The sequence below is a fragment of the Shewanella sp. genome (assembly GCF_048265805.1).
Lineage (GTDB): Bacteria > Pseudomonadota > Gammaproteobacteria > Enterobacterales > Shewanellaceae > Shewanella.
Genome location: NZ_JBLXAT010000012.1, coordinates 22,169 through 40,708, shown reverse-complemented (window position 1 = coordinate 40,708; position 18,540 = coordinate 22,169). Strand labels below are relative to the sequence as shown.

The window sequence follows — 18,540 nt, the reverse complement described above, 5'->3', positions numbered from 1 at the left end:
CGTCACAGGCGATTTAAAATTGCAATGCTGAATATTGTATTATCAGCCAGATATAAGCAAGCCTATCGTTACCTTTATCAGCCTATCTTTCCGATTTTAGACCAAAAATTTATGAACTGCCTGCAGTTGCGTCAAAACAATGACGCAACGACAAGATTATATCGGTGAAAATTGATTATTTTATGTTCAGCAACAATTAGTTATCGTCGCTTGACGTCAAGTGGTGTTGCTCAGAAGGGATCGCGTCCCACGCTTCTTTAATTTCGCGTAGAATTGCTGACACATCATCTAATGCTGCAGCGTCGTTATTTAGATTGGCGTGAGACAAACGCATAATCATGAAATCGTAAAGTTGATTCAGATTAGCAGCGATATTGCCACCTGCGTTCATATTCAGGCTATTTTGTAATCCATTAATAATGCCAATGGCCTTACCTATGTACTCACCTTTAGCACTAATGTTGCCTTGTTCAATGGCATATCGGCTTTGCGCTACACGTTCAAGCGCGCCTTTAAACATCAACTGAACTAAGCGATGTGGAGATGCTACTGCAATCTCACTCTCTAGTGATACCTTGCGATATGACTGTAATGAGCCTCTCATATCCTACCTACCTGTTAGCATCTACAGAATTATATATTTTTAGTTGGCGTTGCTTCTTATTCGACGAAACGATCAAGTTTTTTCGATACTCACGAACCTCTTTCGCTTTTTCTTCCAACTTGCGGCTCATATCGACTTGAGCTTGCAGTATTTTAGCATTCGTTTCAACTTGAACGAGCTTGGACAACAGTTGCTGCCGTGCCTCGACCAGAGCTTGTACTCGCTGGACCAGCCCGTCGCTACGCTCATTTTCCACCGCCATGGTCAGCAGCTGATCAAGCACTGACGTCAGTTCCTTATTGACTTGGCTGATGTTATCTTTCAGTTCCATAAATTACGACCTAACAACACCAGGTAATGAATTAAGGGCACTGAGTGCACTATTACCTTGTGAGTTAAGGTTGGAAACCACCAGATCCATCGCATTATACTGAGCAGTCAAACGCGACTGTAACAGCTCCATACGTCGGTCTAGCGCTTCTCGTTGGTCATCGATACGACTTTGCTCTTGCGTATACGAATTCTGCCGGCTTGCAATCATACCATTAGATTTGACATACCCATCAACCACCGAGTCCATCCGCGCTGCAATGCCTGTATCTTTCTGTGCGAACAGCGTACCGATACTGCTCATGTTAGATGACAAGGCGTCAGTCAGCTTAGTCGAATCAACCGTCAAACGACCTTGGCGGTCAGCAGAAACCCCTATATCGTACAATGCGATACTTCCGCCCTGACCATCATCGACCCTTGAGCTGACCATATTACGTAGCTGTGACTGCAACGAGCGAATGATGGAATCGCCCTGTAGCGCCGCGGAGGTGTTGGTCTCCATATTGTAGCTGGACAGAGAATCCATTTTACTCATCAAGGTGTTATAAGCGTCAACAAAACCTTGAATATTCTCTTGCACGGCATCGTCATCTTGAGCAATGGTTAACTTCGTGGTTTTACCCACATCAGCATCAGTAAGCTCAAAGGTGACACCAGAAATGGCGCCTTCAATGGTGTTTGACGATGAGGTAAGCGTCTGTCCATCAATTTTAATCACGGAATCAGTTGCTGCTTGGATTGTCTCCAACTGCCCAGCACCAAAGGTACTACTCAACCCAGTGCCTGCAGTATCAACGGCTGACACACTGATAGCATTTTCAGTCCCTGTTTTATCGGAACTAAACACCAAACGTTTACCGGCATCGGTATTGACAACCGTCGCGGTCACACCAACATTGTCGTCGGCATTATTGATACTATTAGCAATATCCTCTAGCGAATCGCTCGCACCGACATCCACGGAAAAACTCTTGCCCTGGATATCAAATGACAAACTGCCTTCACCGATACCGTTACTGTCATCGGCCACAGCCACACCGGCTAACTTCTGCGATGAGGCTAATGACTCAACCACCACATTGTAACTGCCGGCACGTGCGTCTTTATCAGCGGTCACACTAAAGAAGTCTTCCGAGCTCTGAGTCACCTTACGGATATTCAAAGCTTCAGGGTCGCTCAGTTTCTCTAACGCATCTTGAAAGGTTGTCAGCGCACTCTTCAGCGAGCCGATGGCAGAAACTTTAGCGTCAAGATCTTTTTCCTGACTATCTAGCCGATCTTCTTTTGGTGTCCGCTCAGCACTGACTAACGTGTTCACAATGTCAGTGATGTTTAAGCCAGAACCAATGCCTGTTGCTGTAAGAGCCATATTAACCTCTCTCGAAATCTAGCTAAGCTATGCTTCCGTCTTCATTAGCAAACCAGCGGCTACATCTGAAAGTTTACTTGCTAATTCCAACGCTTCTTCGGAAGGAATTTGACGAATAACCTCCCCAGAACTGATATCCATAACACTAACAATATTCGTGCCAGAATCATCATCTACACGAAACTGTAAGCCTTTTTTCATCATTTCCATATTCGAGGACAGTTGTTCAACAACACCTTGCAGATCTTCAGCACTCATCGCATCGTTCTGCTCTGATTGAGTTTGTGCCTGTTGCTCTAACTCAATAGCCGCGTCTTTTTGCTGAAACATCGTCTTTACAACTTGCTCAGCCTTTGCATTGTTAGCTGCTGAGCTGACGTCCGTTTTTGCTACTACGGCGTTGGATGACGAAATACTGATATCCATCATCTTACCTCCAATTGAAAAGTCAATTTACTGTTGACTAACACAATCCTTGGTAGCAACAAAGGGAGACTCGACAAGCGAACCTCCCTTTTACCAAATTTATCAGTGCGTTAACTGTTCCAGCTAAGTATTTATAGCAGTGACAGTGCAATCTGAGGGATCTGGTTAGCTTGCGCTAACATAGCTGAACCCGTTTGTTGCAACACTTGGTTTTTAGTCATAGTGGAGGTTTCTTTGGCGAAGTCAACATCCACGATACGGCTTTTCGCATCAGACACGTTAGCTTGAACGTTTAAGCTGTTGCTTACGTTATAGCTCAAGCGGTTCTGCTTCGCACCTAAATCGGCACGTTGGCTATCGATGCTCTTGATAGCTGCGTCGATTGCAGTCAAAGCCGCACTACGACCAGTCGAAACATTCAAAGTATCAACGCCAAGGTCAGTCGCATCAGTACCAGCAATTGACAGTGTAATAGTTTCATCCGCTTGGTGACCTACTTGGAAGCTCTTATTAGAGAAGGTGCCATCCAGAATATTTGTGTTACCAAACGCTGTACTATCTGAAATACTGGTGATCTCGGTAGACAGCTCGTCGATTTCTGCTTGAATCGCATCGAGGTCGTCAGAGCTGTTGGCACCGTTACCTGCTTGAACCGTCAGGTCACGCATACGTTGCAACATGTTAGTTTGCTCTTGCATCGCACCTTCGGCGATTTGCGCAATTGAGATTGCATCGTTAGCATTACGCATACCAACATCCAACCCACCGATTTGGCTATTCAGACGGTCAGAGATGGCCAAGCCTGCTGCGTCATCTTTAGCGCTGTTAATACGCAGACCAGATGACAAACGTTGCATTGAGGTCGCTAAATCACTGTTTGAACTGTTTAAGTTCTTTTGCGCTCTCATTGAGGTGAAGTTAGTGTTAACTGTAATAGCCATAATTAAATTCCTCGTATACCTGACTTAAGAAACAGGCCTGTCTTACTTAAGCCAGGCGGACATTCTGCTTACACTAACTTTAACGGCACCGAGGTTCTAAGCTTTAGCGACTTTTTTAATTTTTTTTAAAAAATAATTATCCCACTGTTTTTAAATAAAAAAACCTACTCTATAAATCACAGAGTAGGTTTCTTAATAGGAAGAGTGAACGGTTAAAACAAGATTACTGCAGCAAGCTCAGTGCAATCTGCGGTAACTGGTTAGCTTGAGATAACATCGCCGCGCCTGACTGTTGCAACACTTGGTTCTTGGTCATGGTTGCCGTTTCTTTGGCAAAATCCACGTCAACAATACGGCTTCTAGCATCAGATACGTTAGCTTGAGTATTGGCGCTATTGCTGATGTTATATTCCAAGCGGTTCTGCACCGCACCTAACTTCGCCCGCTGGCTGTCAATTGAGTTAATTGCACCGTCAATTTTACTCAGTACAGTACTTCTTGTCGCCGACGTACGGACATCAAGCGAGTTAACTGAAAATTCAGCCGCATTATTAGTGGCAATCGAGATAGTAATATCCTCACCCGCTTGGTGACCCACCTGGAATAACTTACCCGCTTCGAAGTCACCCGTCATCAGCTTGGTATTACCAAAGGCGGTGTTGTTACCGATCTCAGTGATCTCTTGCGCCAATTGATCAATTTCATCTTGAATTGACTGCAAGTCTGAGCTGCTATTCGCGCCGTTTTCTGACTGAATGGCCAAATCACGCATACGCTGTAGCATGTTCGTTTGTTCTTGCATTGCCCCTTCGGCAATCTGTGCAATAGATATGGCGTCATTTGCGTTACGCATACCCACTTCTAAACCACGGATTTGGCTATTCAAGCGGTCAGAAATTGCCAGACCAGCCGCATCATCTTTTGCACTATTAATGCGTAAACCTGAAGACAAACGTTCCATCGACGTAGCGAGGTTGCTGTTAGATTGATTCAGGTTCTTTTGTGACTTTAATGAAGTCACATTAGTATTAACGGTAATAGCCATGTAACGTTCCTCTTCCTAGTTCTTACGCCAAGACTCGGAGCTTGGCTAACTTTGTTAAACAGTTTCTCTTATTCCCTGTAAGCCATAATTTCGTTGTGGCCTGTCATCACAGGTAGTCAAACAAAGAAACCGAGCTCACTCGACCAAACAGATTGGAAGCGGCATTTAATGCAAGTTGTTGCTTCTCAAACTCTGTCACAGCTGAGGCGTAATCAAGATCTTCCAACACCGATACCGCAGAACTATTTACCAACTGAGTATCTGTATGGTTACTCGCGTAACTCTCGACAGCTTTCAGGTTGTTACCTGCGATACCTCGAGCTAAGCGGATCTGATCGACACCACTATCAAAGTTATTCAAAAGCTGTGCCAATTTTGATCTACCGGCTGGCGTATTTATTTCTTCGCCGTTTTCAAACAAGGCAATTGCCTGTTGAACAGTGTCGAAAATGCTGTTGGTGTCATTAGGTTCAATGGTTAAACTGTCACCAGCTTTTGGAGTGCCATCGAAGGAAACCTCTATCCCGTTGAAAGTAATAGGGTTTGTTGGATCGAAGTTAGGTGTAGTTTGTACTGTGGTGCCTGATGAATCCGTGACGGTTAAATCAACGCCACCACTGCCGTTGTCAGTGAAATTAAAACTATAAGTGTCGGCCACATAACTGGCGGGATCGCTGATAGCGGCGCTTTCGATCGTCATATCACCGCTCTGGGTTGACGAATAATTGACGCTATAATCGCCAATAGCGTTCGGGGCCGCCATAAACGCCACTTCGCCGCTCACATTGGTGTCCATCAATATCCCATCAGCGACAATTGCTTGGCGAACCGTGTTGTTGCCGTTGTAGACAATGGTATTTGTGTTGCTGAAATCAAACGGACGAGTATCGATATTCGTGCCTGCGAACAGATAATTACCGGATTCATCCTGATAATTGGCAATACTTTTCATCTCTTCTAAGCTGGCTTTGAGTTCGTCGGCAATTCCTTGCCGCTCATCGCCCGATAATGTGCCGTTTGCCGCCGCCAATATACGGTCACGCATAGAGGTGGCAATCGACTCAGCTCCGCCAAGTTTGCTTTCGGTAACCGCCAAGCGATTTTTGCTGTAATCGATATTTTTCAGATACTGCTCGATGAGGGCATTCTGTTGATTGAGGTTATCAATACCAATAGCGGCAACGGGATCATCCCCAGCGGTATTAACTCGCTTGCCACTGGAGAGTTTGTCAATAATCTCTTGTGACTGTTGCTGACTACGGGTAATGCTGCCGACATTTTGGCGGTATATTTGTGCGGTGGAGATTCTCATGAATTATTCCCCTTATTGCACTGCATTAAACAGCGTGTCAAAAATGGTATTAGCCGTTGTCATGACACGGGCTGAAGCCTGATAGGCCTGTTGGAATTTCATCAAGTTGGCAGCTTCTTCATCAAGGTTAACCCCAGACTCTGATTGCACCCGGTTGTACGCCTGATCGTGGATACTCTGGGCCGATGCCATCCGCACGTCCGATGCTTTGGTTAAGCTACCAATATTTAATTTATTGCTTTCGTAGATGTCGCTCAGCGTTTCGGTGCCATTACTCATGATGTTGGCATTGCTCAGTTGTGACATCTTGACTGCATTGGCACCGTCGCCCGTAGCAAAGCTCAAATCAAAGGTGAAGCTGTCGGTTGCACCAGATGTGCTATCCAATTGGAAGGTAAAACCGTTGGTAGTAATTTGCGGTGGCGAACCAGTGGCAGTTCCTGTGCCAAGGCTATTGCCGTTGGCGTCAAACACTTCATAGGTCGGTGTTGCGACGCTCGAATCAATCGTCACCGTAATGGGACTATTCGTGGTTGGAAAACCTGCCGCACTGCGGTTAATCGCTTGAAGGCTGATACTGGTGCTACCAGAATTGGCGCTATCGGCAGTGATACGTGGGCCAGCCGTAGCGAGTGATTCAGGCTCCGCTAACAACACATCGATTTTGCCTGCAGCTCCGCCAGTTGGACGAATTTCAAACCGGTCGCCTACGGCCATCGCCCCAGTATCAATGTTAATTGAGAAACCATCAGCACCTTCAAGTACGCCACCGTTGAGCGTCAAATTAGTGCTGGAGCCTGTTTGCAGGTTAGTCAGTTGATAGTCACCCGCATTGGTGTACTTCAACTCATAGCTTTCACCAGTTAATTGCCCGATATCATCTAAGCTCACGCTAAGTACCGCACTACCGCTGTTGTTGTTAAAAGCGGCAACGCGAGAGGAAGCAAAGCTTGGGTCGTTGATTTCGGTGAACATTGATGCGCCGAGATTTCCCTCAAGGTCAAATCCTTGAGATTGCGCCTTGTTAAACGCATCGGAGACACCCAGCGCCATTAACCCCAACTGCTGGGACGCTGGCTGGAGTACATCTTCACGGTACTCAAATAGCGCACCCAGTTGCCCACCAATTTTACTCGGGTCTACTTTTAGCGTGCTGCCGCCTAAGGTGTAAGTTAAATCAACATCGGTTGGATAAGGATCGCCGTTAACTGTCCCCAGTTTCATGGCAACCTCACCGGAAACCAGCATAAAACTGCTGCCAAACATAATGCTACGGGCACCATTGTCTAGCGGCACTACGTTCACCTCAGCATATTGGCTTAGCTCATCAATCAATGCGTCCTGCTTATCCAACAGTTGCGGATCAGTATTACCATTCTTCATCAACTCAACGTTGATATTGGCCATCTCTTGGCTGATCTCGTTGATGCGTTTGGTAACACTGCCAATCTCATCATTAACCTGCGATGACTGATTACTGAGGTAGCCATCCATTTGATTGAAACTGTAAGTAAGTTGCTCAGCTGTGGTCAGCACAGATTGGCGAATGCCAGTGTCATTTGGTAAGTCCGCTAGGCTGTTCAGATTTTCATATAAATCATTAAGCGAAGTAGTAATAGAATTGCCCACTTGCGAGAACAACTCGTCTAAGCCGCTAAGCTTACCGTTCATCGTTTCAGCGTGGCTGAGTGACGTTTGCGAAATGCGTAATTCACGTGCGGCATATTCGTTGTAAATACGTTTTACATCATTAACGTAGCTGCCTGTACCATAATAATTGCCGCCAAGGTTATATGACTGATCAGCAACTTGGTTAGCAACTTGGCGGTTGTAGCCAGTGGTATTAACGTTAGCAATGTTGTTACTAGTAACGCCCAGTTGCCCTTGCGCAGCAACCACGCCGCTACGAGCAATGTTGAGTAAATCAATCGCCATGAATTATTGCTCCCCTGCTGGCGCTGCACTGCTGCCGCCTAAGTTGAATTCTGCTTTAATGGTCTGAAGTACACGCAACACTTTGTTGGCATAGTTCGGGTCGGTAGCGTAGCCTGCATCGGCTAGCCCCTTGATAAAGGCAGCCGGATCTGCGGCCGCAGCTCGCGCTTGCTCATAGCGGTCGCTATTGCTGATCAATTGCACATAATCGTCAAAGCTTTGCTTGATTGAGTCGTACACACGGAAGCTTTCGCGCCGTTTAACCGCGTGGCCTTGCTCATATTCCAGCGTCGATACGTTGGCTTTATTGCCTTGCCAGCGGCCATCCGCCTTGATGTTAAATAAGTTGTTACTTGGAAGGCCGTCACTGCCTTTGGTCATCTTCTGCCCCCAGCCAGTTTCTAGTGCTGACTGAGCCATAAGAATTTCTGGCGTTGTTCCCAGCTGTTTAGCGGCCTTTTGGGCGTATGGATACAGCGCTCTGACAAAGCCTTCAGGGCTTTGCATATCCTCTTTAGCGGCAACCACAGGCGTTTTTTTGCCGCTAAGGATAGATTCCAGCTGACTGGCTTCGGGGAAGAAACTGGTTTGCTTTTCAGGCATAACGAACTGTGCCACTGGCGGTAACTCTGTGACAGCGGATTTAGGTTGTTCACTCGATAACGAGGCCAATGAGGGCGTGACTGGTGCTTCAGATTTAGCCGCCGCTTCTGGCGTTTCATGGGTACGTAGCACTGATGCTGGAGTCATGTTAGACCCCTCTGGTGACAGTTGCTGTACCATCAGATCAGCCAGTCCCAGCATGCCCTTGCTTGATAGGTCGACCGACATCTGTTGGTCGTGCATGCTTTCGTAAAACTTGGTGTACTGGCTGTTGAATGGGCTGTCAGACTCAAAAACGGCATTGGCTTCGCGCATGCTTTTCATCAGCATTTGCACGAAGATACCTTCGAATTGCTGCGCCACTTCTTTCAGCGCAGCTTTCTGGTCTTTTTGGGCTTTGGAACGCAGGTTATCAAGCCCTGCCAAGTCCATAAATTGTGAGGTATCTGCTAGCCGTTGCATATCTAACCGTCAATAAATCAGATCACGATTAGCTGACCATGCAAAGCTCCTGCCACTTTTAATGCTTCTAGGATTGCCAACACATCAGACGGTGCTGCACCTACCATATTCACCGCGCGCACTAACTCATCTAGCGTGGTGCCAGGGTTGAACATAAACATCCGACGGTCTTCTTGAGTCACGTTCACATTACTATTTGGCGTGACCACAGTATTGCCACCCGCTAATGGGTTCGGTTGGCTCACTTGCGGGGATTCAGCAATGGTGACAGTCAAACCACCGTGAGTAATGGCCGCAGGCAGTAGTCTCACATCTTTGCCGACTACAATGGTGCCAGTACGCGAATTGACAATCACTTTGGCGGCTTCATCCGCTTGCTCTACTTGGATGTTTTCCAAGGTAGACAGGTAAGCCACGCGCTGCGATACATCGCGCGGCGCAGTCACTTGAATAGAGCTGGCATCCAAAGCCCGCGCAATCCCAGGACCAAGCAGATTGTTGATAGCTTCAGCCGTGCGTTTCGCCGTTGTAAAATCCGCGTTGTGTAGGTTAAAGGTTAAGTAGTCACCGGTCGCAAACGGACTTTGCACTTCACGTTCGATAATGGCGCCATTGGGGATACGGCCAACGGTAGGCGTGTTATTCACCACTTTAGAGCCATCCATACCATCAGCACTAAAGCCACTCACCACTAAACTCCCTTGGGCGATGGCGTACACTTCACCGTCGACCCCTTTTAGAAAGGTCTGCAGCAAGCTACCGCCACGAAGACTTTTAGCTTCACCAAGGCTAGAAACGGTCACGTCCAACGTTTGCCCCGGTTTGATAAATGGCGGCATATCCGCATGCACAGCCACCACGGCGATATTTTTAATCTTTGGTCGGACACCGTCTGGCAAGTTGATGCCAAAGTTCTTCAGCATCGTCATAAAGGTTTGTTCGGTGTAACGGGTTTTTTCCCCAGTGCCGGGTAAACCGACCACTAAGCCGTAACCGATCAATTGGTTGTCACGCACGCCTTGAATATCGGCAATATCTTTGATGCGCTCTGCATGTGCACAGGGAGCCAACAGCAGCGACAATAGAACAATTTTTAGCAATTTCATGATATTGCTCCTTAGAAAGGCCACCAGTCGGAGAAGAAGAATTTGCTGAGCCAGCCCACTTTTTGCGAGTCAGCAAAGGTGCCTGTTCCGCTGTATTGGATCCGCGCGTTAGCCACGCGTGGCGATTGCACCGTGTTATCGGTGGCAATGTCTTGCGGCCGTACAATGCCGGTTACGCGGATAAATTCGTCGCCATTGTTAATGGTGATCCACTTTTCACCGCGAATAACCAAGTTGCCGTTGCTGAGCACTTGCATCACGTTGGCGGAGATTTCACCTGAGAGACTGTTGCTCTGGTCGGTGCCTGCCTGCCGGTTGGTATCCATCGAATCGGAATAACCAAAGTCCAATGGGTTGCCATTCATGGTCACATTGGCGCCGGCAACCGTCATCGGATTGACAGTCATGTTGGAACCTTTGGCCATCTGGTTATTGGCACTTTTTGACGCTTGAGTCGACTCCGTCAGCACGATAGTGACAATATCGCCCACTCGGTGCGCTTTCAGATCAGTAAACAGCGAACTCGCTTTACGCGAGGCATAAATTGACCCAGTAGGCGGTTGGTTAATGTTGGTATCGTCGGGATAAACCGGCGCGTAATAAGGATCGTCTGGGATTGGCTTATCATTACTAGTCGACACGCAGCCGCCAAGCATGGCAAAACCCAGTACGATTATCAGTGTTCTCATATCATCACCTCATTAGAGATTCTGATTCACATAAGCCAGCATCTGATCCACGGCCGAGATAACTTTCGAGTTCATCTCATACACGCGCTGACTTTCAATCAGATTCACCAGTTCCTCGGTGACGTTAACGTTGGATGTTTCCAGTGCCCCTTGACGAATACTGCCCATACCGTCGATAGAAGCGACACCTTGTACCGGAGCACCACTGGCACCAGTTTCTAAATAAAGGTTTTGGCCGATAGGATCGAGGCCAGATGGGTTAATAAAATCAGACATCGTTAGCTGACCTAACACTTGGTTTTCGGCGTTGCCAGGAGTCTTTACTGACACTTCACCTTCAGACGACACGGTAATACTGGTGGCATCATCGGGAATGGTAATGGCTGGCTGCAACACATAGCCTTCCCCAGAGGTAACGATCTGGCCAGTATCATCCAGCGTGAACTGACCGTTACGGGTGTAAGCGGTGGTGCCATCTGGCATCTGAATTTCAAAAAAGCCCGGGCCTTCAATCATCATGTCCAGCGAGTTATCGGTGGTCAGCATGTTGCCCTGAGAAAAGATTTTCTGCGTTGACACCACTTTGGTACCCGCACCCAGCTCTAAGCCGTTAGGTAAACGAGTGTTGGTCGCACTCACGCCACCAGCTTGGTTGACGGTCTGGTACAAAAGATCTTCAAATACCGCACGCGCTTTTTTGTAGCCGACAGTACTGGCGTTAGCAACGTTGTTGGAGATCACCGAAATATCGGTCTGTTGGGCATCAAGGCCTGTCTTACTGATCCATAAAGCGGGTTGCATAATAATTACTCCTAGCTAACGCGCATCAGCTCGGCTGAAGCTTTGTCATTGTCTTCGGCGGTTTTCATCATCTTGACCTGCATCTCGAACTGACGTTGCAAATCAATCAGCGCCACCATTTCATTCACGGCATTGACGTTACTACCTTCAATGGCACCATTAACCACGCCGACGGTAGGATCCGCAGGCGCGGGCTGACCATTCATGGTTCTAAATAGGCCATCTTCGCCACGCATCATGTTTTCATTGCCGGGATTAACCAGCTTGATACGTGCGACTTCTTCAATCACTTCTGGTGTTGCGCCCTGCGGCTGTACCGAGATCATGCCATCAGAACCGATATCAATTTTTTGGATTGGTAATGGCAACACAATGGGACCGTTATCGCCCATCACTGGCTCGCCACGGGCGTTACGCAGCATACCTGTAGTGTCAAAATTCAGGCTGCCAGAGCGGGTGTAGGCTTCAGAGCCATCTGCTGCCTGTACCGCAATCCAGCCATCACCTTTCACAGCAATGTCCATATCGCGGCCAGTGGTTTGCAGTGGGCCAGCTTTAAAGTCAGACGATGGTTTTTCTGTCATTGCAAACACACGAGTGGGCATACCTTCACCAAAGGCCTGCATTGAGCGCGCTTGGTTCATATCCGCTTTAAAACCATCAGTATTGGCGTTGGCGAGGTTATTGCTCCGCACTGCCAATGCATACATGTTTTGCTTAGCTCCAGTCATGGAGATATAGAGAAATTTGTCCACTGCAATGCCCCGTCAAAAATTGAGCTCACACAGGCATTTGCAAGCTTCGTGCCACAAAACTCACAAATACTTATTCAAACAAGACAAGTAGTTAGAAAAGAGACACCACAGAGGAAAAGCAAAGCGGCAAGGCTTTGCCGTAGCAACTGCCTTGCCGCTGTCTTACTAGAATAGAAGCCGTTAGCCTTTCGTGTTGAATGGTCGTTCAACAAAGATCAACGCCCCCTAAGATTAGCGGATCTGGAGAATGGTCTGTTGTAGCGTGTTGTTCACTTCCAACGTGCGCGAGTTCGCTTGGAAGTTACGCTGGGCCGAAATCAAGTCAACCAACTCGGTGGTTAAGTCCACGTTGGATTGTTCCAACGATGACGAACGAATCGCTCCAAAGATACCGGTATTGGCCTCACCGGCTAATGCTTCGCCAGATTCAAGACTGGCTTTCCATGAGGTGTTCCCCACCTGAGTTAAGCCTTGTTCGTTAGCAAAACGCACCAGCGCCACTTGGCCCAATGGCACTGTAGAACCGTTGCTGTATGTTGCCGAAATCACACCATCAGTACCGACTTCCACGTTGGTCAAACGACCAACCGTTACCCCGTTTTGAGTCAATGAAGTGGTACTGAAACTTTCAGCAAACTGCGTCGGCGTATTGAACGAAATATCCAGTTGTTGAGTACCATCAGCGGAAGCACCTAACACGTTAGCTCCGGCGATCCCTAATTGCTGGGTGGTGATGCTTGTTGGACTACTACCTGTAAAGTTACCTGATGCGTCAAAGCTCAACACTGCGCCAGTCCAACCACCAGCGGTGGTTGCCGTTTGAGGCGTACCATCAGCCGTACCATCGCCATTAACGTCAATGTCGTAAGTACCGGCAGCACCATCTAAGTTGACAGGCTGTCCATCGATGGCGTAATAAGCTACCCAACTGCTGTTGCCGGTATAAGCGGCATCGTTTGGCCGCACGAAATAGCTGGTTAACGTATGCGACTCGCCGAGTGAATCATAAATTGTCACCGCGGTAGAGTTATTAAAAGTGGAGCTATCAGTCGGATCAAAGGCAGTAGGATCGTACGTCTCGGAGCTAGAATCCAAGTTCATGCTGATGCCGACTTCACTGGTCGCCTGTGGGCTACCCGCGGTATCAGGGATCTGCACAGGTCTTGTAGTACTTAAACTTACTGACGCTGCATTACCATCGCTATCCACTTGAAACGCCTGTAAATAGTTACCCATTGAGTCAACCAAAAAGCCACTATCATCTCGTTTAAATGCACCAGCACGGGTGTAAGAAAAATCCTGATCTCCAATACCAGAAGACGTCACGAAAAAGCCATTACCATTAATCGCCATATCCAGCGCATTATTGGTAGATAACAAGTTACCTTGGTGGAACTGTTGTGCTACTTGGGTAGTACTCACACCACCACCAACCGCCGTTTTGCTGTTGGTGAAAATAGAATTGGCGTACACATCGGCAAACTCTGCCCGTGACTCTTTAAAGCCGGTGGTGTTTACGTTAGCAATGTTGTTTGCTGTAACGTTCAAATCCTTCTGCGCCGCATTGATCCCACTGAGAGCAGTGTTAAAAGACATAGGTCACCTCTTAAATCTTCTTGAGTAATGTCCGGTTACTTCCGGCGCAAAAATTAAGCTTCGGTTACTGCCAGTACATCCGCTAGACGCACACCACCAATACCGCGTACGTTCAATACCGCACCGCTGGTTGAGTTCAGCGATACGCTGCTCACGTGACCATAACTGCTCACCGCGAGATCTTGTGCCTCGCCATCAATCGTGGCGTTAGCGTTAAGCGTGTAGATACCCGGAGACATCTGGTTACCATTGTTATCAGTACCATCCCACGCCACATCGATATTACCGCCCGCCGAGCCATCAACATTGAAGTTCTTAACCACTTGACCAGATTCATCAGTCACCGACACTTTAATGGTGGACACTGGCGAAGGTGAACTGATCACCCCTTTAATGCTGTTATCTTCAGCAGACAGATAACCCACGCCAGAAGGCACTAACACTTTTTGCCCCACCAAGCCGGATGCTTGCAGCGCTTGGCTAGAAGTCATCACCGTGTTGAGGTTGACGATTTCGTCGTTCAACTTACCGATACCATCAACGGTAGAGAAGGATGCCATCTGCGCAATCATCTGGTCGTTATCCACTGGATTAGATGGATCTTGCATCGATAATTGCGTACTGAGCAAAGAGAAGAAATCTTCCTGCGTTAGGCTTTGATTATTCGGATTAACCGATGACGTAGCCTGGCTGGTACTCGAAGTATCCAGCAATGAATTGAGCGAATTAATAGCCACGATTTAGTTCTCCTTACTTACCAAGACGCAGCGTTTGTTGCAGCATCGACTTGGTGGCATCAGCAACCTGCACGTTCATTTGATACGAGCGTGAAGCTGAAATCATATCCGCCATCTCTTCAACAACGTTGACGTTTGGCTTGTATATATAGCCGTCACCATCAGCTAAAGGATGATCGGGTGAATATTCTTTAAGTAGCGGTTTTTCGCTCTCGACAATACCCTGCACCTTGACCGAATAGCCTTCAGGCTGGCGTTGCCCATTAGACGCTTTTGTCAGCTCCGCCTCAAAAATCGGATGACGCGCCTTATAGGTTTGGTCAATGCTACTGGAGACCGAATCGGCGTTAGCAATGTTACTCGCCGTGGTATTAAGTCTGACAGACTGCGCTGACATGCCAGAACCGGCGATATTAAAAATGTTATAAAGGCCCATCGCTAGTCTCCTCTAATGGCTTTGCGCATTCCGGAAAACTTACCCCCCAGAAAATCCAAAGACATTTGATATTCAAGAGTATTTTGCATAAATGTCTGCTGTTCTTTCTGCATATCAACCGTATTACCATCACCAGTGTCTGGCTGATCAGGCACGCGAAACTGCACGTTTTGCTGAGTGAGCGCCTGTAAATCAAAATGCTTTTCTGATGTTGCCATCATGCGCATGCCCTGTTGATGAGACACCGCACTTTCTAATGCTGACGAAAAATTCACATCGCGCGCTTTGTAATGCGGTGTATCAGCATTGGCAATATTGCTTGAGAGAACTTCGGCGCGTTGAGCACGGATCCCCAGCGTGTATTGGTGGATCCCCAACGCATTATCAAAACTGATCGCCATAAAAATTTCCTCATTTGCCTTATGTGCAAATAAAAGCAATTAACGTGCCATAAAACAGTAGCGGAAATTTAACTAGCATAGAGAGCGAGGATTGCCGCTGTGGTAAAACTACAGCAACAAAAATGCCAGACTGTTAAACAGACTGGCATTTAAAAGAATTTTTTATTTTCAGCGACTTAACATTAAGTCTTTTTCTGATAATAGATCCCTGGGTTACAACGGATCATATCAAACTCATCTGTTAACCCGGCAATTGACTCTGAAGCCCCTAAAAAGAGGATGCCCTTCGGGTTCAAAGCGGCAGCAAATTGCCGCAGGATTTTTGCCTTCGCCTCAGGGGCAAAATAGATAAGTACGTTACGGCAAAATATGATGTCGAACTTACCCAGCAAGGTATAGCTTTCCAGCAAGTTGTGCGCACGGAAGTTCACTAAGCGACGTACATTCTCCTTCAAACGCATATTGCCATTCGGCAGTGCATCAAAAAACTGACGCTTACGTTCTTCAGATAAACCACGCGCCAATGCTAAGCCGTCATACTCAGCGTTTTTACAACGCTCCAACATTGATGGTGACAAGTCAGTCGCTTGAATCGACACCCCGCCCGGCAAGCCACCGGGTTTACGCTGTTGATATTCCAACGCGGTCATTGCCAGTGAATACGGTTCTTGGCCTGATGAACAGGCAGCGGACCAAATCTTCAACGGGCGGCCCAGCTTGGCAAATTGTGGTAATAGCTGATTAGCCATCAGCTCAAAGGGGTAACGGTCACGGAACCACAAGGTTTCGTTGGTCGTCATGGCATCAATCACTTCTGCACGTAACTGACGCTCAGTTGGCCGCATCGACTGTTTAACTACGTCCGATAATGACGGTAAACCATATTTACCCATCAATGGCGCGAGCCGACTTCTGACAAGGTATTGCTTGTTTTCACCAAGCACAATACCGCTGTGCTGCTCGAGGAACAGTCTAAATTGGTTATATTCGGTTTCTGCTAGAGACTTATCTGTCACCCTGGCTTCCCGTCGTTAATGAACATGCAACTGATGAGGCATTGTCCTACAGATTATCGCGCTGGGTTATACCCTAGCTTCATCCGCAAGACAAGCTTCCCCTGAAATATCAATGCACAATGTTAGACAATCATTTCAAACTTAGGTGTTTGTTAACCGCAGCCGCTAATTCGTCCGGGTTAAATTTGGCAATAAAGTCATTGGCGCCAACTTTTTGCACCATTGCTTGGTTAAACACCCCACTCAAAGATGTATGCAATACAATCTTAATATGCTTCAACTTAGGATTGTCCCGAATTTCTGCAGTTAAGGTATAGCCATCCATTTCCGGCATTTCAATATCAGAGATAATCAGCGGGATTTCCGTCGCCACGTTTTCCATTTCAGTGGAGATTTTCTCTAACTTATTCAATGCATCGCGGCCGTCTTTGGCGGTATCAATCTGTAAGTTCAAAGATTCCAACGCACGAATAATCTGTTTACGCGCGACAGCAGAATCATCCACCACCATAATATGGAAGTTTTGTTCGCGGTCGATGGTTAACGCCTCATCCACTTCTTTACTGATCTCGGTTTTCATCGGTGAAATTTCATCGAGAATTTTTTCCACGTCGATAATTTCTACCAGCTCACCGTCAATTTCAGTCACCGCCGTTAAATAAGATGACCGACCAGCCCCTTGTGGTGGCGGCATAATATCAGACCAATTCATATTGATGATGCGCTCAACCGACTTCACCAAGAAGCCCTGCACGCTACGGTTATACTCCGCAATGATAATAAAGCTGTCTTTCACGTTCTCGATAGGACGGCCACCGGTGGCCGCACTGAGATCAATCACGGAGATGGTCGCACCGCGAATATGAGCCACACCACGAATATAAGGATTCAGCTTAGGCAACATGGTCAACGGTGGGCACTGCAGCACTTCTTTTACTTTAAATACGTTAATGCCAAACCGTTGTCGGCCATTCAATTTAAAGAGTAACAGCTCAAGGCGGTTCTGCCCTACAAGCTGGGTACGTTTGTTGACTGAATCAAGAATGCCTGACATATGTCTGCCTTGTATTGGTTGTACCATCCAAACCTTATCTGAAAACTCAGAAAGGCATATATATTGCTTTACACTGATAAGCCAACACTTTAGTCAAAGTTCTGTCGCCTTGGCGTTGATGATGTATCAGCAGCTACGGAATGCCCTGAAGTATAAGTGTAAAACTGTAAATCTACCTAGCCTATTCATTATGAAAGTAAATTTAGCACACTTTTGTTTTTCTATCTTGCTGACAGCCAATTCGATAGCCTCAGCGCAGGCCGCAATACCAAGTATATCGGCAATCGAAAAGTTAGCTAAAGAAACGGTGTCAAAAAAAATCGAAGTGCCGCCAGTGGCGCACGTAGAAATCGAGCCGCAGTCGTTAGACAGCAGGTTACTGCTGCCTGATTGCGCCAGTGAACTCACAGTAGAAATGGCCACCGACCGCGAAATTAGCCGCAACAACACAGTTAAAGTCGGCTGTGACGTCGCTGGTCAGTCTTACCCGTGGCAGATTTATATGTCTGTGCGGGTGAATATCAGTTTTCCGGTGATCGTGCCTAATGAAACGCTCGCACAAGGCACTACCTTAATGCGCAGCAATCTCGCAACACGCTATATCGATCAGTTCTCGCTGAACGGCCAGCAGTTTGATGATATGGAGCCATTAATTGGTGCCAAATTAAAACGGCGCGTCACCAAGGACTACCCGATTTTTTCGGCCAATGTTTGTTTTGTTTGCAAAGGTGACCAAGTCTCAATTGTGGCCACCTCAGAAAATTTTCAGATAAAAACGGTTGGCATTGCCGAAGCAGATGGCAACATCGGCGAGCAAATTCGAGTAAAAAATGCCAGATCAAACAAGATTATCGACGCTTTAGTGACTAAAGTTGGCGAAGTTCGCGTAAACATGTAAAAATCGCTCAAGCATTAAACT

20 protein-coding genes are annotated in these 18,540 nt (G+C 47.1%); 1 reads left to right on the top strand and 19 read right to left on the bottom strand.

The annotated features are described in order from the left end of the window. Window positions 1-196 precede the first annotated feature (196 nt). The 19 genes from fliS to ACN0TT_RS10095 all read right to left on the bottom strand — a co-directional run bounded on the left by fliS (window position 197) and on the right by ACN0TT_RS10095 (window position 17,621). Complete coding sequence (fliS, locus tag ACN0TT_RS10185; RefSeq protein ID WP_417762039.1) at window positions 197-604, bottom strand: flagellar export chaperone FliS; 408 nt, start codon at window positions 602-604, stop codon at window positions 197-199. 7 nt (window positions 605-611) lie between these two features. After that, a complete protein-coding gene (locus ACN0TT_RS10180; protein WP_417762038.1) occupies window positions 612-935 on the bottom strand; it encodes a hypothetical protein in 324 nt (107 codons plus the stop codon). A 3-nt stretch (window positions 936-938) separates the two neighbouring features. Next, window positions 939-2,306 (bottom strand): flagellar filament capping protein FliD, encoded by a 1,368-nt coding sequence (gene fliD, locus ACN0TT_RS10175; RefSeq protein ID WP_417762037.1) that lies wholly within the window; start codon window positions 2,304-2,306, stop codon window positions 939-941. Between the two features lie 27 nt (window positions 2,307-2,333). Then, window positions 2,334-2,735, bottom strand: a complete 402-nt coding sequence (locus tag ACN0TT_RS10170; protein WP_417762036.1) for a flagellar protein FlaG — start codon at window positions 2,733-2,735, stop codon at window positions 2,334-2,336. Window positions 2,736-2,863: 128 nt separating this feature from the next. Then, on the bottom strand, window positions 2,864-3,673 hold the full coding sequence (locus tag ACN0TT_RS10165) for a flagellin (protein WP_417762035.1): 810 nt from the start codon (window positions 3,671-3,673) through the stop codon (window positions 2,864-2,866). A 223-nt stretch (window positions 3,674-3,896) separates the two neighbouring features. Beyond that, window positions 3,897-4,718, bottom strand: a complete 822-nt coding sequence (locus ACN0TT_RS10160; protein ID WP_417762034.1) for a flagellin — start codon at window positions 4,716-4,718, stop codon at window positions 3,897-3,899. Between the two features lie 106 nt (window positions 4,719-4,824). After that, entirely contained in the window at window positions 4,825-6,030 is a 1,206-nt protein-coding gene (gene flgL, locus ACN0TT_RS10155) for a flagellar hook-associated protein FlgL (RefSeq protein ID WP_417762033.1), read from the bottom strand. Between the two features lie 12 nt (window positions 6,031-6,042). Then, window positions 6,043-7,965 (bottom strand): flagellar hook-associated protein FlgK, encoded by a 1,923-nt coding sequence (gene flgK / locus ACN0TT_RS10150; RefSeq protein WP_417762032.1) that lies wholly within the window; start codon window positions 7,963-7,965, stop codon window positions 6,043-6,045. A gap of 3 nt (window positions 7,966-7,968) precedes the next feature. Then, complete coding sequence (gene flgJ / locus ACN0TT_RS10145) at window positions 7,969-9,030, bottom strand: flagellar assembly peptidoglycan hydrolase FlgJ (protein ID WP_417762031.1); 1,062 nt, start codon at window positions 9,028-9,030, stop codon at window positions 7,969-7,971. Window positions 9,031-9,047: 17 nt separating this feature from the next. Continuing rightward, window positions 9,048-10,136, bottom strand: a complete 1,089-nt coding sequence (locus ACN0TT_RS10140; RefSeq protein WP_417762030.1) for a flagellar basal body P-ring protein FlgI — start codon at window positions 10,134-10,136, stop codon at window positions 9,048-9,050. A gap of 11 nt (window positions 10,137-10,147) precedes the next feature. Beyond that, window positions 10,148-10,825 (bottom strand): flagellar basal body L-ring protein FlgH, encoded by a 678-nt coding sequence (gene flgH / locus ACN0TT_RS10135; RefSeq protein ID WP_417762029.1) that lies wholly within the window; start codon window positions 10,823-10,825, stop codon window positions 10,148-10,150. A gap of 12 nt (window positions 10,826-10,837) precedes the next feature. Then, on the bottom strand, window positions 10,838-11,626 hold the full coding sequence (gene flgG / locus ACN0TT_RS10130) for a flagellar basal-body rod protein FlgG (RefSeq protein WP_417762028.1): 789 nt from the start codon (window positions 11,624-11,626) through the stop codon (window positions 10,838-10,840). A gap of 11 nt (window positions 11,627-11,637) precedes the next feature. Continuing rightward, window positions 11,638-12,381, bottom strand: a complete 744-nt coding sequence (gene flgF, locus ACN0TT_RS10125; protein ID WP_417762027.1) for a flagellar basal-body rod protein FlgF — start codon at window positions 12,379-12,381, stop codon at window positions 11,638-11,640. Between the two features lie 231 nt (window positions 12,382-12,612). Beyond that, window positions 12,613-13,977, bottom strand: a complete 1,365-nt coding sequence (flgE, locus tag ACN0TT_RS10120; RefSeq protein ID WP_417762026.1) for a flagellar hook protein FlgE — start codon at window positions 13,975-13,977, stop codon at window positions 12,613-12,615. 53 nt (window positions 13,978-14,030) lie between these two features. Further along, on the bottom strand, window positions 14,031-14,708 hold the full coding sequence (locus ACN0TT_RS10115) for a flagellar hook assembly protein FlgD (RefSeq protein WP_417762113.1): 678 nt from the start codon (window positions 14,706-14,708) through the stop codon (window positions 14,031-14,033). A 19-nt stretch (window positions 14,709-14,727) separates the two neighbouring features. Further along, entirely contained in the window at window positions 14,728-15,150 is a 423-nt protein-coding gene (flgC, locus tag ACN0TT_RS10110) for a flagellar basal body rod protein FlgC (protein WP_417762025.1), read from the bottom strand. A gap of 2 nt (window positions 15,151-15,152) precedes the next feature. Further along, entirely contained in the window at window positions 15,153-15,551 is a 399-nt protein-coding gene (flgB, locus tag ACN0TT_RS10105) for a flagellar basal body rod protein FlgB (RefSeq protein ID WP_417762024.1), read from the bottom strand. Window positions 15,552-15,733: 182 nt separating this feature from the next. Continuing rightward, a complete protein-coding gene (locus ACN0TT_RS10100) occupies window positions 15,734-16,567 on the bottom strand; it encodes a CheR family methyltransferase (RefSeq protein ID WP_417762023.1) in 834 nt (277 codons plus the stop codon). Between the two features lie 130 nt (window positions 16,568-16,697). Then, the gene (locus ACN0TT_RS10095; RefSeq protein WP_417762022.1) at window positions 16,698-17,621 is read right to left on the bottom strand and encodes a chemotaxis protein CheV; all 924 of its coding nucleotides are present in this window, start codon (window positions 17,619-17,621) and stop codon (window positions 16,698-16,700) included. A gap of 190 nt (window positions 17,622-17,811) precedes the next feature. Here ACN0TT_RS10095 and flgA point away from each other — a divergent pair, with 190 nt between their 5' ends. Continuing rightward, window positions 17,812-18,519, top strand: coding sequence for a flagellar basal body P-ring formation chaperone FlgA (gene flgA, locus ACN0TT_RS10090; RefSeq protein WP_417762021.1), 708 nt, complete (start codon window positions 17,812-17,814; stop codon window positions 18,517-18,519). Window positions 18,520-18,540: the final 21 nt, after the last annotated feature.

Bases quoted from the DNA above. Each gene is read 5' to 3' on its own strand.
- fliS (WP_417762039.1), bottom strand. From the start codon at position 604: ATGAGAGGCTCATTACAGTCATATCGCAAGGTATCACTAGAGAGTGAG.
- ACN0TT_RS10180 (WP_417762038.1), bottom strand. From the start codon at position 935: ATGGAACTGAAAGATAACATCAGCCAAGTCAATAAGGAACTGACGTCA.
- fliD (WP_417762037.1), bottom strand. From the start codon at position 2,306: ATGGCTCTTACAGCAACAGGCATTGGTTCTGGCTTAAACATCACTGAC.
- ACN0TT_RS10170 (WP_417762036.1), bottom strand. From the start codon at position 2,735: ATGATGGATATCAGTATTTCGTCATCCAACGCCGTAGTAGCAAAAACG.
- ACN0TT_RS10165 (WP_417762035.1), bottom strand. From the start codon at position 3,673: ATGGCTATTACAGTTAACACTAACTTCACCTCAATGAGAGCGCAAAAG.
- ACN0TT_RS10160 (WP_417762034.1), bottom strand. From the start codon at position 4,718: ATGGCTATTACCGTTAATACTAATGTGACTTCATTAAAGTCACAAAAG.
- flgL (WP_417762033.1), bottom strand. From the start codon at position 6,030: ATGAGAATCTCCACCGCACAAATATACCGCCAAAATGTCGGCAGCATT.
- flgK (WP_417762032.1), bottom strand. From the start codon at position 7,965: ATGGCGATTGATTTACTCAACATTGCTCGTAGCGGCGTGGTTGCTGCG.
- flgJ (WP_417762031.1), bottom strand. From the start codon at position 9,030: ATGCAACGGCTAGCAGATACCTCACAATTTATGGACTTGGCAGGGCTT.
- ACN0TT_RS10140 (WP_417762030.1), bottom strand. From the start codon at position 10,136: ATGAAATTGCTAAAAATTGTTCTATTGTCGCTGCTGTTGGCTCCCTGT.
- flgH (WP_417762029.1), bottom strand. From the start codon at position 10,825: ATGAGAACACTGATAATCGTACTGGGTTTTGCCATGCTTGGCGGCTGC.
- flgG (WP_417762028.1), bottom strand. From the start codon at position 11,626: ATGCAACCCGCTTTATGGATCAGTAAGACAGGCCTTGATGCCCAACAG.
- flgE (WP_417762026.1), bottom strand. From the start codon at position 13,977: ATGTCTTTTAACACTGCTCTCAGTGGGATCAATGCGGCGCAGAAGGAT.
- flgC (WP_417762025.1), bottom strand. From the start codon at position 15,150: ATGGGCCTTTATAACATTTTTAATATCGCCGGTTCTGGCATGTCAGCG.
- flgB (WP_417762024.1), bottom strand. From the start codon at position 15,551: ATGGCGATCAGTTTTGATAATGCGTTGGGGATCCACCAATACACGCTG.
- ACN0TT_RS10095 (WP_417762022.1), bottom strand. From the start codon at position 17,621: ATGTCAGGCATTCTTGATTCAGTCAACAAACGTACCCAGCTTGTAGGG.
- flgA (WP_417762021.1), top strand. From the start codon at position 17,812: ATGAAAGTAAATTTAGCACACTTTTGTTTTTCTATCTTGCTGACAGCC.